The following is a 14,702-nucleotide window of genomic DNA, read 5'->3' as shown; positions in this document are numbered from 1 at the left end:
CGGAAGGGACTCGGAAGAAACCGGAGGATCCGGGTCCGCCCGTACCGGCGCGGCCCGGATCCCCGCGGCTGACGCGGGCGGCTGTCAGGTGCCCGCCCACATCCCCGCGTCCAGATCGTGGTTGACCGAACCGGGAGGACCGGTCCTCACCTTCGCCACCGCGGTCGGCGCCTGGTTGTCGCCGCCGGTCGGCTCGGCGTCCGAGTTGGTCGCCGGGTCACGGCCCGTGGTGGGCGTCCACATGAGGTCGGCGGGTGAGGTGATGTACGGGGGCAGATTGCTGGTGTCGACGGTGGTCTTGTCGAATTCCACCGTGTAGTCGGTGTTCGGCTGGAGCCCGTCGCGATGGTCGAAGTAGTACTCGCCCTTGGCGTCGGTCTTCTTCCTCGCGACGACCCGCCCGGCCGAATCCTTGAGGGTGACGGTCACGCCCTGGATGCCGAGGGTTTCGTCGTACCTCGCGTTCTGGGTGCCGCCGCCGTCGTCGAGCCAGACCCGGTTGCCGATCTGTACCGGCGGTTCGTCGCACAGCAGCTCCAGGTCGCCCAGGCCATGGGCCTTGCCGAAGCCGCCGTCGGTGTCGTAGACGACCCCGAACCCGTCCTGCATCGCGTCACGGTGGCCCGACGTCCGGTCGAACCACCCGATCCCGCCGGAGTTGATGGTGCGCCACGGGTCCAGGACGGTGCTGGCGATCGTGTTCTGCTGGAGCGGGAGCGCGAGCGCGCCCTGCGCCGTCTCCCGATGGCCGGTCCCGGTGTAGTAGGTGTCGCCGGTGAACCACTCGTTGCCGCCCTGGGGGCGGGGGCAGTCGGCGCTGCCCTCCCAGTGGTAGGTGCCGTCGGACTTGCGGCAGACCTTGTTGATGTCGCCGCCCGTGACGGTGCTCTCGATGCCGCCGCTGGGGTTGGCGTTGGGGATCACCAGCCCGGACTGGTCACCGAACCGGTCGCGGAAGCCCAGGACCAGGCTGCCGTCGCGCTCGATCTCGATGTCGCTGAGCATGGGTTGCGGGTAGGCCGTATTCCCCATGGGGAACTGGGCCAGGTTGTCCTGCGTCCACGGCTTCCAGTCGCCCGGCGTGGGGTCCTGGGCAGGGTCGCGGGGGAAGTTCAGTGGTTCGTCGACGATCGGCGCGGCACCGAACGTGGCGGTGACGGGGTCGTACGTCCACACCACCGCCCGCAGCTTGGTGGGGTCCTGTGTGCTCTCGGCGGAGCAGACGCCGCCCACATACACCACGCCGTCGCGCACACCCAGTCCCATCGGCCGCCAGTCGCCGGCAGGGGAACAGGCGGAATCCGGGATCTTGACCGGTGCGCGCTTGAAACCGCCGGCCGTGGCCTGCGTCGCGTCGTAGGTGTAGAGATTGCCGTCGTTCATGTTGACGACGTACAGCTCCGAGCCGTCCGAGGAGATCTCGATGTCGCCGAGGGACTCCTTGCCGGGCCGGTTGGCGAACGGGGCGTCCACCCGGTTGCTCTGATTGTGTCCGGTGCTGCCCGCGTTCGGCACCGTCGTGAACAGACTGGTGGCGCCGGTGGTCCGGTCGGTCACGTAGATCGCGCCCTGGCCGCCGGGGCCGTACTCGGTGTGACGCTTGGCGTAGGCCCCGGAGAAGAGCCGCTTGTCCTTCTTGCGGTAGGCCAGCCCGTAGAGAGCGCCGGTGTCCGGGACCGTGGCGATCGGCCTCGGGTTCGTGTTGTTGCCCTGGGTGTCACCCCGGGAGTTGTACGGGAAGGTGACCAGCGTCTTCTCGCCCGGCTTGGTCGCTGCCTGCAAGCAGGCCGTGACCAGGGTGGGGTTGTCCTGACAGTAGTCCTCGGGATTCCACACGGCCATGTTGAGCGTGACGTCCTGGTCCTCTGTCAGGTCCACGAAGTTGAGGTGAGAGGACAGTCCCGTGCCGGCGAACGCCGGCTGGAGGAAGCCGGTGCCGGTGGCCGGGTCGTACTTGTCGGGCCAGCCGATCAGCTCGACCTTGTACTTCCCTCCGGAGCGCCTCCACGTGTCGAAGTTGATGGTGATGGTCCCGTTGGGACCGACCGGGTAGGTCTGCGTCTGTCCTGACTGTTCGCTCGTGACGCGGATGGTCGCCCCGGCCAGGGCGGTCTGGATCTGCGGGTTGAGGGTGCCCGTCGCGGCGAACTCCCTGAACACATTGACCGTCAGCTTGCCCTCGCCGGTTTGGGCGGAGGCCGGCGTGGCGGGCGCCAGCAGGATGCCTGCACAACTCAGTGCCAGCACCGCCTGCCAGGCTGTTCGTCTGATCACGTAATTCCCATTCTCTGCCTTGCAGTCGCCATGGAGTGGGGCCCAGAGCAGCTTTGGCTCGGCGCCCCGGTGTTCGGTGGCTTTCGGCAGGAGGAATGCAGGTCAGGTCTCGGATGCCAGGTCTCTCATGAGCCCTGATGAAACGCGGCCCCTCGCTGCACTACAGCCACACCCGTATCTCAGAGTAACATTTTGCATACAGAGAGTGACCATAGGTCGAATGGGTGACCCTGAGTCCATCGAAGCGAAGTCGGTATCCAGGAAGGCGAGGCTGCCGAAGATCATTCGCAGGGCCGGCACTTCCGGTGTGCGTCCGGCGGGCAGCGCGCTCGAAGGTGCAACGCCACTTGCTGGGGGCCGGTGGGGGCCGATGGGGGCCGCGCCCCGAATTCGGCTCCCCGATGGCTCCCAAACGGTTCCCAACCGGTTCCCAAAACAGGGCCGCAACGCAATCAGGCCCGGCGCTGATCTCTCAGCACTGGGCCTGACCAGGCGTTTCTCTGTCGAGGTGGCGGGATCGGAGCCGTTCCTGGTTCTGGTTTGGAAGATCACGTATGCGGAAGGGTGCTGGCCTGGCGAGACGGTGACTTGCGCGTTCCTGGTCCGTTCGCTGGTGTTCCCCGGTGTTCCCCGTCGGGCGCTGCTCGATCGGGCACGTAGAGGGCGCGTGTGGGCTCCGTGCCGTGTTCACAGCCTTCCGGCACCCAGGCGCCCGCTCTTGGTTCTTGGCCGGCTCTCACACGTCCGTCAAGAGTTCCTCCCGGTGGCCCCAGATCTGGGCCCATCCGGTAGCGTCACGTGTCGTCTTCGAGGGACCGCCAGGTCAGAGGGGCAGCGCATGGCACCAGTGATCTCGAATCGCGGGCCGTCGCGGTCGGCGAACCCGGCCCAGCGGCTGGTGTTCTCTGTCCTGTTCGCGCTGACCGGGGCCGGGCTGAGTGTCTTCGGGCTGTACCAGGCAGGCCACGCCGTCGGCCTGCTGGGCGAGCCCGGCACGCTCACAGTCGCATCCTGCGCACGGGTCGGTCAGCCGAAGCCCGAGAGCTGGTGCAGTGGCACCTTCCGGTCGGACGACGGACGCTCTACGGACCCGGCGGCACACTTCACGGTGAACCCCTCCTTGGCCTCGGGGGAGACCGCTCGCCTGGACCGGGACCACGCGGGTTCCTACGTGCGGATCAGTCCGGCCCGAACCGAGGGGTACGCGGCGTTGACGCTGTTCGGCATGGCGCTGCTCGTTTTTGCGGGCGCCGGATTCGCCTCCCGGGCGAACTCCACTGGCCGACCCGAACTCCGTGCCGGCCTCGTCGACCGCGTAGGGCTCCGACTCGGTCAGGCCGGGGTCGTCCTGCTGCTGGGTGCCGCGCTCTGCGTGATCATCGCGTTCCTGAGCCCACTGCTGGGCGGCTGACCGAGCCGTCCCAGGGAGTGCACTGCCCTCCCCTCGGCCGCACCAACCGCCTCCTCCACCCACCACTCTCCCCAACTCCCCTCCCCGCGCCGGCCACGACGGACTCGCGGCCGGGAACGGCGCCCGTCCATCCCGGTGTCGGCCGAACCCCCGCCGGAGGCAGGAGTGGCGCCCGCGGCGGGGCCGGGAGCGCGCCCGGCGAAGCGGAGCGCAGCCGGGGCTTGATGAGGTAGAGAAATCCGTAACAGCTCAGTTGCTGAGGCGGTATTCCAGGACGTACGAACCGGCGTCCAGGAGCAGTTGGTTGACCTCCACGGGGCGTTCGTCCTCGGTGAAGGCGGTACGGCAGATCTCCAGTACGGGCGTGCCTGCGGCCAGGTTCAGGGCCGACCGTTCATCCTCGCTGGGCATCCGTGCCCGCGGTTCCTCGGAGAGGGCGACCGGTTCGGCTCCCAGGTCGGCCACGCGGGCGTAGCTACCTCCGGGGCGGGTGTTGGGCTGGGCGATCGGGGTGTCCCGTACGAGGTCGGCAGGAAGGTACGACGTCGCGATCTGAACCGCGGCCGGAGGCGGTCGCGGAAGAGACTCGGGTCAAGGTCGTCACTGCGATGTCGGACCTTGGTTATGTGCGCAGGGGACCCGCGGACGCACTGGAGGCGCAACGGGTTCGCCACGTGGCTGTTCCAGCCTGCCGCCACAAGTCGGTATCCGAAGAAGGCGCCGCAGGAAGCGCGTTCGGTACCGGTGAGCGCAGGACCGTGGCCGGGGCTGCCTGTCCGCGGCCGGAACGCATCCGGACGGGCTGAGGCGTGCTGGCTCCCGATCGCCAAGGGCCTCACGCCGCACGGGCTCCGTCACACTCACAAGACCGTCATGGAGGACATGGGGACACCACCGAAGCTCATGGACGAGCGTCTTGGGCACGAGGACGGCTCCGTACAGGCTCGGTACACGCACATCACGGCAGGCATGCGCCGGCGCCTCCTGGAGGGGCTCACCGAGCAGTGGGAGGAGGCACTCGATGCGAGGCTGGCTCTGGACCCGCGGTCGGCGGTCGGGGCGCTCGACGAGTTGCTGAGGGCGCGCGGAGTGCGCCAGCGGTAGGCGCGAGCAAGGGGCTGTCCTCCCGAGGACAGCCCCTTTTTTCGTTGTGCGGCCGAGGCTGAGCCGAATCGGAGCGGATCGGCGCACACGGCTCGGCGGCGAAAGTGTTCAAGGCGTCGAGCAGGCCGTGGTGGCGGGCACAGGTGGCGTCGTGCTCGCGGCCCGGACGGACCGGGGAACGTGATGCCCTATGTCTGGTTTAGTCAGTGTGGTCACTAAAAGGGGTCTTCGGGGCGGTAAAGGGGGTACACGCGAATGGGCTAGCCGCCAGGGGTTGGACCAAGAAGAGGCGAAGGGGTCAAGTGATGTTGTGGGGTTCGCGGACGGGGGGTTGTGCAAGGTCGGGTGAAACGCGGCGTCCGCCGCAACCCACCGGAGGGTGCGGCGGACGCCTCAAGCTGTCCTGCGTACGACGGTCAGCTGAGGATGGCGTCCTCGACCTGTGCAGCGGCGTTGGCCTGGCCGCGGGCGTTGGGGTGAACGAGGGCCCAGGTCAGGGGCTGGAGGCGCTGCAGGATGCCTTCCACCCACTTCTCCTGGCCGGGGGCGCACACGCTGTGGCCCTTGCTGGAGGAGTAGATGTCGACGTAACGGTCGCCGTGCGCGGCGGTGACCTGCTGGATGACGGCGTTGAGCGGCTCAAGAGCCGATTCCCGCAGCCAGTTCAGATCCGCGTGGCGGATGGTGGAGAACTGCAGGAGGTTGCCGTACAGGCAGTTGGCGGGGGCGTCGGGGATGACCGTTGGGTAGCCGACGGTGATGACCTTGGCGAAGGGGGCCTTCGCGTGGATCGCCGTCAGCATCTGGTCGTACTCGCGACGGACGGTCTCAAGGCGGGTTGGCACGCTCCCCTCGAAGTGGTCCTTGCAGGGGCTGGAGCCGACGGATCCCTGGGGACCGAGCTCGATGCACTTGCCGAGGAGTTCGCCGAAGCCGAGGCTGTTGCCGCCGACACCCACGGTGACCAGGTCGGTGGAGGGGGCCAGGGCGTCGACCTGCGGGGGGACGGGCGCGAAGGGGTAGTCGGGGTCGTGTTGGTCGATCACGCCGGGGATGTGCAGCTCGTAACCGGTCGGCGTCTGCTCTTCGCGGTAGACGTTGGCGATGGTCGCGCTGCCGCAGCTGACGTTGTGCAGGTGGACCAGCGAGCCCAGGTCCCGCCTGATGATCTCGGGGTAGGACTCGGTGGTGCGCTGGCAGCCGTCGCGGGGGTGCTCGAAGGTGTCGCCCGCCGCGGGGATGGCGCCGGCGCTGTAGGAGTCACCGAGCGCGACCCACTGCAAGCTGCCTGCTGCTGCGGCGGGGGCGGACGATGATGCGCTGGCGCCGAGCAGGCAGAGAGCCGCGGCTACTGCGGCTCCCGCCAGCTTCTTGCTGAATCGGGGCATGCTGAAATCTCCGTCAGGACACGGTGGTTGACAGGACAGCGGCCCCGGCGCCGGGTAGCCATACGGATACTAAGGGTACTGATCATGGAATCGGTAGCAGGTCCGAATAGATCGTCTTTTCACACCAAATCGGTCAACCTTGTCACGCTGGCGAAGTCCGCCTACGTCGAGGTGCCGATCAGCAGCACCAGTCACCGGTCGCCTTGCTATCGCGGGCGGGGGCGATGTTGGGGGAGTCCGGCAGCGACCTCGCCGTCAGATGCTCGACGGTGGAGCGCCGGATATCGAGCACGGCGGTTTAGGTGAGACGTGGTCGCCGAGTGAGGCCCCTCGGTCGGATCCTTCTGACGCAAGATCGCTCCTGCTAGGAGCCTTTACGGTTTCCGGACTTGGAGGCAGCAAGGGCACGGGGACAGTGGCGATCACAGCGAGCGGCGACCGGTTACGGGGAAGGCTCACTTGCCGGGGAGTGGTGACTCACTCCCGGTCCACTCCCCGGGGAGTGGGATTTCCATGATCCACTCCCCGCTCACTCCCCGATGGGCTTCGGAGACGAATCACGCCCGGCTTCCTCAGAAGGAAACCGGGCCTGACCTGGTGTTACAGCTGTCGGGGTGGCGGGATTTGAACCCACGACCTCTTCGTCCCGAATGAGGGTCGATCATGTTATTAACCTGCCGTGAAGGGTGTCTGTGCAGGTCAGAGAGTTAGTGGCGGTTGGTCTCGGGCGGTGTGGCGGGGGTTCTGGGAGAAGATCTTCTCCCAGATTTCTCCCAAGAGGGCAGGTCCCTGTGTCTCGCGTGCGTCTCGGCAGCGATTGCTGGCGCGAGTTTGCAGATGGCGACGACTTACGCGGTGAGGGGGGTGATCGGATCGTATTCATATGAGAGGCCACGGAACACTGGCTGCGGTCATGGCGGCTCGGTCATCTCCGTGGGGTCCTCAGGGAGATGGCCGTACAGGCGGTACCCCATCTCGTCAGGATGCCGCGTGACGCGAGCCAGTCGCCAGGCTGCCTCGTACGACATACGGCCGTGGCTCTGGGCGTGGAGCCACACGGCCAGCAAACTGGTGACTGGATCGAGAAGCCAGCGCAGGAGCATGACCTTCACTGGAAGTCGCCGGCGATGGCGGTGAGGGCACGCGCGGCGTCCTCGTCGCCGAATGCCCTGACGGTGCCTGCGAGTAGGACGAGTAGTTCTTTGCAGCCTTCGGGGGTCAACTTGCCGACGAAATCGTGGATCACCTGAGCGACAACGACCCACTGCTGTCCGGGTTGCCACTGTCTGACTGTGCGGACCAGATCTTCGAGATCCGTACCGGCCGGTGGTCCGCCCAGACGGGGCCAGTTTCTGGCCGAGCCTTCCAGAGCTGAGTAGAGCCGGGCGGTGGCGGGGTTGGCGAGGATGTGGTCTTGGAGGAATTCCTCGCGTGCTTTGGCCTGGCGACGGGCCAGCTCGTCCAGTTCGAGTTCGCGGCGCAGCAGCTCTTCCTGGCGACGGTGGTTCTGCTGCAGGTGTTCCGCAGCGAGTGCGGCCCTCCGGGTTGATTCGTCCACGTCGATGCTTACGGTGGCGTCCACGACGATCACGCCCGCGCCGCCTATCGGTAGAGCCTTGGCGAGTGCGGTTCCGATGTCCTGCTCGGCGGCATCAGGGCGGAGGACGTCGCAGTCGGCTGCTGCCTCGTCGATCACGGCCCTGATGAGCCGCCCAGCTGCGTACGGGTCCGTAGGGATGTCAGTGTCGTCACGGCGCCGCCAGGTCGCCCGGACATCTGCGCAGAAGCAGAGCGTCGGATCCGCACTGCGTGGTCGGTCGGAGAAGGTGGCGATCCAGGTGGCGGCACTCGGCTCGGAGGCGCCTTCGGGCACGGGGCGGCGCTTCATGCGGCTTTGGACTCCTCTGACTTGGCTGCCTCGGGGTCTTCCTGCAGCATGAGTTGCTGGACCTTGGCGAGGTCGGCGTCAAGGAGGGAGGAGAGTTCGTGCTTCAGGTTTGCCCGGTCGGGCGAGTACGGGCGGTCTTCACTCTGGACCCATACCTGTGAGCAGGTGCGCAGGGCCTCGCGCAGGGTCGGGCCTTCAGGGCCGCGGATATCCACGGCCCGGCGAAGGGTGTCGAGGATCAACGGGCGCAGTGGCGGCTGCTGGAGGGCCGCATCGAGCCACAGGTAGATGGCGCGGTCGATTTCGCGTTCCCCTGCCGCTCCGGTCGCCTGACGCAGCAGAGTGCGCCATCCGGTGACAAGGCCGGCGACGGGTGGGCGGAAGTCTTCGTCCTCGTCGGCGTCCGAAGGGGCGTCGTTGCCCAGCACGAGCGGCACTCGGTCGGATTCTGACGCAGACGACGCAGCGAGAGCCGCGAATGTACGGTGTCCCACGGTGTCCCTGATCTTCTCGTCACCGCACCAATCGACGACGTACCCGAAGAGCGTCTTCCGGACGGACGTGTCCGCCCACAGCACCTGGATCGCTTCGCGCAGGCTGTCTACGACCTCCGGAAGTCCGCTGTTTGCCACGCGCTTCAGGCGGCGTAACGCCTTTCCGGTGTGCCGACGTCCGAACTGCCCGGTGCAGACCTCGACGACCGCCCGCTGGAGGGAGGGATCCTTGCGCTTGGCCCAGGACAACAACAGAGCATGTACGTATGGTGCGCTGGCAGCATGGATGGCCGCGTTGTCAAGCAACTTCACTGCCAGGGGCCACAGTTCCTTTTCTGTGCCGTGGGAGTGCCACGCCGTGACGATCGCCTCCAACGGTTCTTGTCTGCGATGGCGCACGGCCCAGCGCAGCGCGAACTCACCGATCCGGCCTGCCAAGGCACGGCGGGCTTCCTTGGTGATGGTCTCCAGGGCTTCCTTGTTCGTTCCGTTGTCGTCGACGGGGACCTGGGCGAGCCACTTCAAGAAGGAGGTGCGGGCCAGTGGACGGTCGTTCCAGAAATACTCGATCGCGGCGTCGTCCCAGTGCGGGCGGTCGAAATGGAGGGTGCCATCGTCTTCGCGCCGCGCCTTGATCGCCTTGGTCATTGCGATCACGCCCGGGGCTTGCTGTCCGTGGACGGGGACAGGCATGTCGTTCTTGTCGAGCGTGTCGGTTAGCTCCGCGGCCTTGGCATACACATGGCCTACCGGGTCGCCGCGCAGGACAGCCGCGGTCAGGAGGAAGTTCCGTTCGAAGCTGGTCCGGACGCGGTCTGTTGGTTCGTGCCACTCGTAGAGCGCGTCTTCCCAGTTACTGAGGACGTCCACAACACTGGCGATCTGTTCGTCGAGGGAGCGGCATCGCTCGGCAGAAGTCTGCTGCCCCGATTCCCGGGCTACGCCCGAGAGGTCATCGGCAGCGAGTTGCTCGGCCTTCCGGTGCTCATCGAGCATGAGAGGAGTGACATTCAGGATGTCCGTGGGCGTCATGCCGTCGACGAGGCGGCGTATGCCGGTGCTGCTGAGCCAGGAACTGACAGGGAACGACGGCTCCTGCGCCAGCAGCCATCGGGTGGCTATGTCATGAGGGCGAATATTGCCTAGATCCGGCGCTATGCCTGGCGGTGCGCCGTGGCTAATCCTTCGCCACTGGTCAGGGCGGGTGAGGACGATGAGCCGGTTGTCCCGCCGGGCCAGCCGCTCGCCGAGCTTTCCCAGGCCGGAGCCGAATGCGTCGGCTACCTGGAAGCCGTCTTCGTCCGGCGGGAGTTCGAGCAAGAAGCCGCACCGGTGGTCATGAGGTAGACGTCGTGCGGGGAAGTGCTGGGAGCCGCCGAAGGAGAGCGGGCGCACTTCTGTGATCAAGCCTTCTTCTACTAGCTGGTCAAGAAGGGCGTAGGCGGTCGTGGTTCTGCTGTTGTTCGGGGGGCGGTTAATGACCAGAACAGAACCTGAAGGCCGCAGGGTCGCGAGGGCCTGGGCGAAGGGATTGCGAGGTCGGTCTACGCCTTCGGAGCGTGGCTCGGCATAGACCCTGCGGATCACCGCCAAATACTCTGCGTCGATGGGGGCGTCAGCGTCCAAAGTCTGCTCGAACACGTACTTCGTGCCGATCATTTCACCGAGATTGATCAACGCGCGCTGCAGCGTGGCCGCTTGTCCGACGGCCTCGATTGCCTCGGGGGACGGCGCCGCCACCCTGCCCCGTTCGGCTTCTCGCTGCGTCGCAGGCTCCGAACTGCTCGGTGGGTCGACAGGTGCAGGTGGATACGACGGGAGTCCGGAGGAGCCGGACTGCGCGCCCGTCACTGTCACCCCGTCGGGGCGAAAGCCCGCTGGTGACTCGGCGTTGGTCACTGAGCCTGTCGTGGGCGCGTCGGCGGAACTGCCTTGACGTTCGAAGCGGTTGGTCCCTTCTCCATTTGCGTGGCGGTCGAGCAGTGGTGGACGCGCGCGAGAATCTTCGGCTGCGCTGTGTGGTATTCCGGCAGCCGTGACGGGCTGCTGCTGGGCAAAGTCCTGTTCGTCGTCGAAAGCCATCGGTCGTGTCGCCTCTCAGCCGATGGTTCCGTCGATCTCGGTGCCTACCTGTTCCGCCGACGCCTCGATGACCCTCGCGGCCTGGTCCACATGTACGCGGCCCTTCTGGGAAATGCCCTGCGCGCGTACGCCGACCTGGTGGCCAGCGAGTTGGTCCGCGCGCTGTGTGACAGAGACTCCCGGGCGCGCAGGCCGCTCCTCCTCTTCGCCGAAGGGCAGTTGCCGCCCGTAGATCTCCTCCAAGTCCAGGCGCAGCGCACCCAAGAGCTCCCTGAGCCCTGGATCGTCTCCCTGCAGCAGCGCCGGACGCGTCAGATACACCTGGAGTGCTCCGCGGGCTTCGGTGATGCGCTCGATTCGCGCGGAGGACAGTTCAGCTGGGCGGACGGTCAACGGCTCGCCTCGTCCTTCCACTTCCTCCGGTTCCTCCAGGGGAACTCGACCCGCGCGCCGATCGAGGACCGCCCCGGCTCGGTCGAACAGAAACTTGACCGCCTCGGTGAGCGCGGTGCCGATGAGCATTGGAAACGTCAGTGGATCCACGGATGTATGGCCTCCCCGTTGATTGCGCATCCAGCGGTGTACGTGCAGGCGCAAAACTTGACCGACGGTACATTCACTGTCACTCAGAGAGAAGGACTGTTCCGGTCGCCGAAGGTGCTGTCCCAAATGCCCCTGGCGTTCATGTGTGCGATGTCCTTGACATGCATGTTGCCCCATAGCACCCGGTCGATGCGCATATGGCGGGCGTACTTCCGGCCGGAATCATGTGGAATCACCCGCGCGCGAGCTTCCTGGTGTGGCCGAAATGCGGCAAGGGGGCGTCCAACTCCGCCGTGCCCGGATCGCGACACTCCTGCGCGACGCCGGGACCGACACGGGGTTGGGGGCCGCGCACAGGTGCTACCGGCGCAGACCACGCGTCGGGCCAGCCCTACGTCCAGGCCAAGCTGGAGCTGGCACACGCCTTCGACTACGACTGCCGACTCCGTGGGCTGACCCGGGAAGGCTGCTACGCCTATTGCGTCGACCTCGCCCACTTCATGGCCGACCCTCCCCCGACGCCCGCTCCTGCACCCGGCGGCTCGACGAGCGGCAGACGGTGCGCCGACGGTGGCGCAGCATGGTCACCGACCGACGGGCTCCGCTCAGATCAAGGCCAGCTACCGGTGCGCTGTATCCGCCATGGCGATGTGCACAGCAGTCGTCGTGTCCTGACTCGGTGGCGGTGGCAGCATCCAGTTCCATTGAGGCGTCCCGAGCAGACTTCAGTTTGTGAAGTACGGCCAAGGCGGCATTAAGTGTGCCCCACTGGTCCTGGCCGTCGGATCTATACGACGTTCAACCTCTGATCTTCGTCAAACCGATCCGCCGCACCGCGACTGAATCGGAGCATGACGGTATGTCGTTCTGGTACCGGCCTGTTGGCCTTGTGCGCGCCCACTGGAAGCTCGCCCTCTTGCCGGTTGGGTTCGTCCTGAACCTCTCGAGTAACCAGCTTTATCAGACAGGGCGCCAGGCTGTTGGAGCCGTGATCTTTGTCTTCAGTATCGCCCTCAGCGTTGTGGCGGGACGTCACTGGCGCCAGATTTCCCCCGACTTGCAGGCGCCGAAGCCCATACGCCACATACGTAGTCGGCTACATCATTGGCTGAAAATGACGTTCCACACGCCCGTATGGCTCGGTCGCCGAGAGAAGGTGAAGGTGGTGATCTAGGGGATTATTGCGTTCAAGATATCCTTCTATCCGCTCAATGTGGCTGACCGGATCATCGCAGCTCCAGAGCAATTCATCGCTCGTTACGGGGACGCCCAGAAGATGCTGGCTTTCTGCCTCCTCTTTCCCTATTTCGCCCACTGGCTCGAGCCGAAAGACAGGCTGCTCGAACGGCTGGAGGGCCGTGTCCTTCGAGCTATGGTCAGCCGGACGGTCGGGAACCTCAATGGAGCATGTGGTGTGGCAGTGTTGCTATATGCAGTGCTGCCGACAATCTCTCGTGACTATACCAAGGTGCTGCCAGCTCTAGCGATCACTGTCGCTATTGCCACCTTGGTGGCCACGCATAAGATGTGGACCCGCTACCGCAAGTTGTGCACGCAGGCGTACAAGAACATCCAGGACCTGATCCGGGCGCTGGAACAATCGTCCGGAGTCGGAGGGCATTTGGAAATTCTGGCTGCCTGGGAGGTGGCGCAGCTGGATTTGCGCACCCGCGTAGACACTGGCTACGTGTTCGGTATGCGATTCGCCCCGAAAGTAGTCATCGCCGCAATCGGCGAAGCGGTTGAGAAGGTGAATAGCGGACTGCCCGGTAATGAGGAGGCGCGGGATCAGGCAGTGGCTGACTTGAAGATCATTCGGGGCGTGTGCGCTGAGCGGATCGATGCGGTGGCGTGAAGTTGCTTGTGGCTCTCAACTGATGTTTTAAAAGGCCAAGTTGGCGATCCGCTATGCACCCTCTTCGGAAGGACCTTCTCGTTTGGGAACGTAGACGCACTCGCCGGATCCGACGGGCGGTCCGCCCGCCTGTTCGATGGATTCTCGCTGATGCCCCGTTCGACGCCGGACATGGATCAGACGCGCACCTCGTCGCGCCGCCCGCGCGCTCGGCGGTGCCAAGAAGGCCGTCTTCGCGCTGCAACCGCTACCTCGACGGAGGCCCGGAAGTCTCCCCAACGTCTTCCTTACCGTCGTCTTCGTTGCGCACCAGGACCCTGACCGCCAGGGCGCCACCCATCGGCGCCACCCCCGCCACGGCCGCGCCCAGCCCCTGGGGCCGTGCGGCCGGCACCCTGGCGCGCGCGGCGGCGGTGAGCGCCAGCCGGGCGGCGGTGGCCGAGACCAAGGCGGTGAGCGCGCCCCGGGCCCACGAGTCGTCGTACACCTGCGCCAGGGCCGCCACCTGCTTGCCGAGCCCGCCGCATAGCCCGTACGCCTGGCTCCGGGGCGGGCCAGCACTCTCGCCCGCCCCGGACGCCTTCAACCACAGGAGGCCCTGATGACACCGGCTGCCTTGCTCAGCGCCTCGGCGCCGTGGGCGGCGTTCAAACTCCGGTGTCCGGTGAGACCCCCGGCTGCCCGATGGCACCTCCCAGGCTGCCCGGTACTCTGCGCCGATGTCCACCACACCGCCCGCCTCGCCGCCGGATGGGGTCCATGCGTGCCGCGGCGTTGGATGGCTGGCTGGGGATGCTGCTGGAAGATCTCGGCACCCCCATCCGCGATGCCGACGACCTCTACGGCGCTGCCGCAGCCGTGGTTCTGCACGGTACGCGTAGGGCACCGGGTCTCGCGTAGGGGCTGCCAGCGTGCTACATGAGCCCATCTACCGTAGTGAGCGGTGTTTTTGGGAAGGGTGCACTCTCCATATCCATGCTCTGGCTCAGCGGCGGGAGGATTGGTGCTCAGCCTCGGCCTGGGGACTGGGACATGCAGGTGGGCCGTCGCCCTTGGAGGGCGGCGGGCCCACGCGCTGCACGCCGGTTACTCCGCGAAGAGCAGCGTTGGCTCGGCGAGGATGTTCCGGTCCAGTTCACTCTTGTAGATCAGGTCGATGCTGCCGTAGCGGGCCTGCTCGTAGTCGAAGCCGAGTGCGGCCACAGCCTTGCGGACCGCCTCTTCCGAGGGGCCTTCGATCTCGATGAAGGTGGGGAGATCGGGCCAGGTGTCGAGATCGTAGGTGATGTCGCCGAGCTGCCATTCCTCGCGGTAGTTCTGCTGGTATCGGACCTGGCGCAGCCCGAGGGCGGCGAGGAGTTCGGCTGTCTTGTCGAGGTCGTTGACTTCGATCTCGATCTCGGTGGTGCCGTTGATGGTGGTGGCGTCGCTGACCTGCTTCAGGGTGAGGGTCTTCTTGCCCCCCTCGTCCCTCAGACGCAGCCACTGTTCGCCTTGGACCGCGTCGTTCTCGAAGATGAGGCGGGTGAACATGGTCTTGTCGAAGGCTCGTTGTGCACCGGCGGCGCGGAGTTGGTCGCGTACCCCGTCGACGTCGATGCTGAGGAATTTCGCCTCGTACTCGTGCTGGGCCATTGCTGTCTGTGCTCCTGGTAGATCGGTT

General features: G+C 66.2%; 10 protein-coding genes and 3 pseudogenes. 4 read left to right on the top strand and 9 right to left on the bottom strand.

All coding sequences use genetic code 11. The features are described 5' to 3' along the window. Nucleotides 1-84: 84 nt before the first annotated feature. Nucleotides 85-2,274: an SdrD B-like domain-containing protein gene (locus ACFY2B_RS17135; RefSeq protein ID WP_390763915.1), complete on the bottom strand. Its 2,190-nt coding sequence runs from the start codon at nt 2,272-2,274 to the stop codon at nt 85-87. A gap of 838 nt (nt 2,275-3,112) precedes the next feature. Between ACFY2B_RS17135 and ACFY2B_RS17130 the strand changes: the two genes are divergently transcribed. Next, nucleotides 3,113-3,685: a hypothetical protein gene (locus ACFY2B_RS17130; RefSeq protein ID WP_390763914.1), complete on the top strand. Its 573-nt coding sequence runs from the start codon at nt 3,113-3,115 to the stop codon at nt 3,683-3,685. A 249-nt stretch (nt 3,686-3,934) separates the two neighbouring features. Here ACFY2B_RS17130 and ACFY2B_RS17125 read toward each other — a convergent pair whose 3' ends face one another. Beyond that, nucleotides 3,935-4,192: a UTRA domain-containing protein gene (locus ACFY2B_RS17125; RefSeq protein ID WP_390764081.1), complete on the bottom strand. Its 258-nt coding sequence runs from the start codon at nt 4,190-4,192 to the stop codon at nt 3,935-3,937. A gap of 375 nt (nt 4,193-4,567) precedes the next feature. Here ACFY2B_RS17125 and ACFY2B_RS17120 point away from each other — a divergent pair, with 375 nt between their 5' ends. Next, a complete protein-coding gene (locus ACFY2B_RS17120) occupies nt 4,568-4,789 on the top strand; it encodes a hypothetical protein (RefSeq protein ID WP_390763913.1) in 222 nt (73 codons plus the stop codon). 67 nt (nt 4,790-4,856) lie between these two features. Here ACFY2B_RS17120 and ACFY2B_RS17115 read toward each other — a convergent pair. The 5 genes and pseudogenes from ACFY2B_RS17115 to ACFY2B_RS17095 form a co-directional block, all read right to left on the bottom strand. Then, nucleotides 4,857-4,967, bottom strand: a pseudogene (locus tag ACFY2B_RS17115) (IS5/IS1182 family transposase); the annotation flags it as partial. A 238-nt stretch (nt 4,968-5,205) separates the two neighbouring features. Continuing rightward, nucleotides 5,206-6,177, bottom strand: coding sequence for an SGNH/GDSL hydrolase family protein (locus ACFY2B_RS17110; protein ID WP_390763912.1), 972 nt, complete (start codon nt 6,175-6,177; stop codon nt 5,206-5,208). Nucleotides 6,178-7,285: 1,108 nt separating this feature from the next. Then, nucleotides 7,286-8,065, bottom strand: a complete 780-nt coding sequence (locus ACFY2B_RS17105; protein ID WP_390763911.1) for a hypothetical protein — start codon at nt 8,063-8,065, stop codon at nt 7,286-7,288. Next, nucleotides 8,062-10,641: a hypothetical protein gene (locus tag ACFY2B_RS17100; RefSeq protein WP_390763910.1), complete on the bottom strand. Its 2,580-nt coding sequence runs from the start codon at nt 10,639-10,641 to the stop codon at nt 8,062-8,064. The genes ACFY2B_RS17105 and ACFY2B_RS17100 overlap by 4 nt, the downstream gene beginning before the upstream one ends. Before the next feature lie 15 nt (nt 10,642-10,656). After that, complete coding sequence (locus ACFY2B_RS17095; protein ID WP_390763909.1) at nt 10,657-11,184, bottom strand: hypothetical protein; 528 nt, start codon at nt 11,182-11,184, stop codon at nt 10,657-10,659. Nucleotides 11,185-12,397: 1,213 nt separating this feature from the next. On the opposite strand from ACFY2B_RS17095, the gene ACFY2B_RS17090 reads away from it, so the two are divergent. Next, nucleotides 12,398-13,039: a hypothetical protein gene (locus tag ACFY2B_RS17090; RefSeq protein WP_390763908.1), complete on the top strand. Its 642-nt coding sequence runs from the start codon at nt 12,398-12,400 to the stop codon at nt 13,037-13,039. Between the two features lie 307 nt (nt 13,040-13,346). Here ACFY2B_RS17090 and ACFY2B_RS17085 read toward each other — a convergent pair. Next, a pseudogene (locus ACFY2B_RS17085) lies at nt 13,347-13,547 on the bottom strand (adenosylcobinamide-GDP ribazoletransferase); the annotation flags it as partial. 257 nt (nt 13,548-13,804) lie between these two features. Here ACFY2B_RS17085 and ACFY2B_RS17080 point away from each other — a divergent pair. Beyond that, nucleotides 13,805-13,933: pseudogene (locus tag ACFY2B_RS17080) on the top strand (aminoglycoside phosphotransferase family protein); the annotation flags it as partial. A 192-nt stretch (nt 13,934-14,125) separates the two neighbouring features. Here ACFY2B_RS17080 and ACFY2B_RS17075 read toward each other — a convergent pair. Continuing rightward, the gene (locus ACFY2B_RS17075) at nt 14,126-14,674 is read right to left on the bottom strand and encodes a class IV adenylate cyclase (protein WP_390763907.1); all 549 of its coding nucleotides are present in this window, start codon (nt 14,672-14,674) and stop codon (nt 14,126-14,128) included. Between the last annotated feature and the right edge of the window lie 28 nt (nt 14,675-14,702).

It is taken from the genome of Streptomyces sp. NPDC001270 (genome assembly GCF_042896695.1).
Lineage (GTDB): Bacteria > Actinomycetota > Actinomycetes > Streptomycetales > Streptomycetaceae > Streptomyces.
The sequence above is the reverse complement of the archived record's forward strand: the minus strand, read 5'-3'. Positions and strand labels throughout refer to the sequence as shown.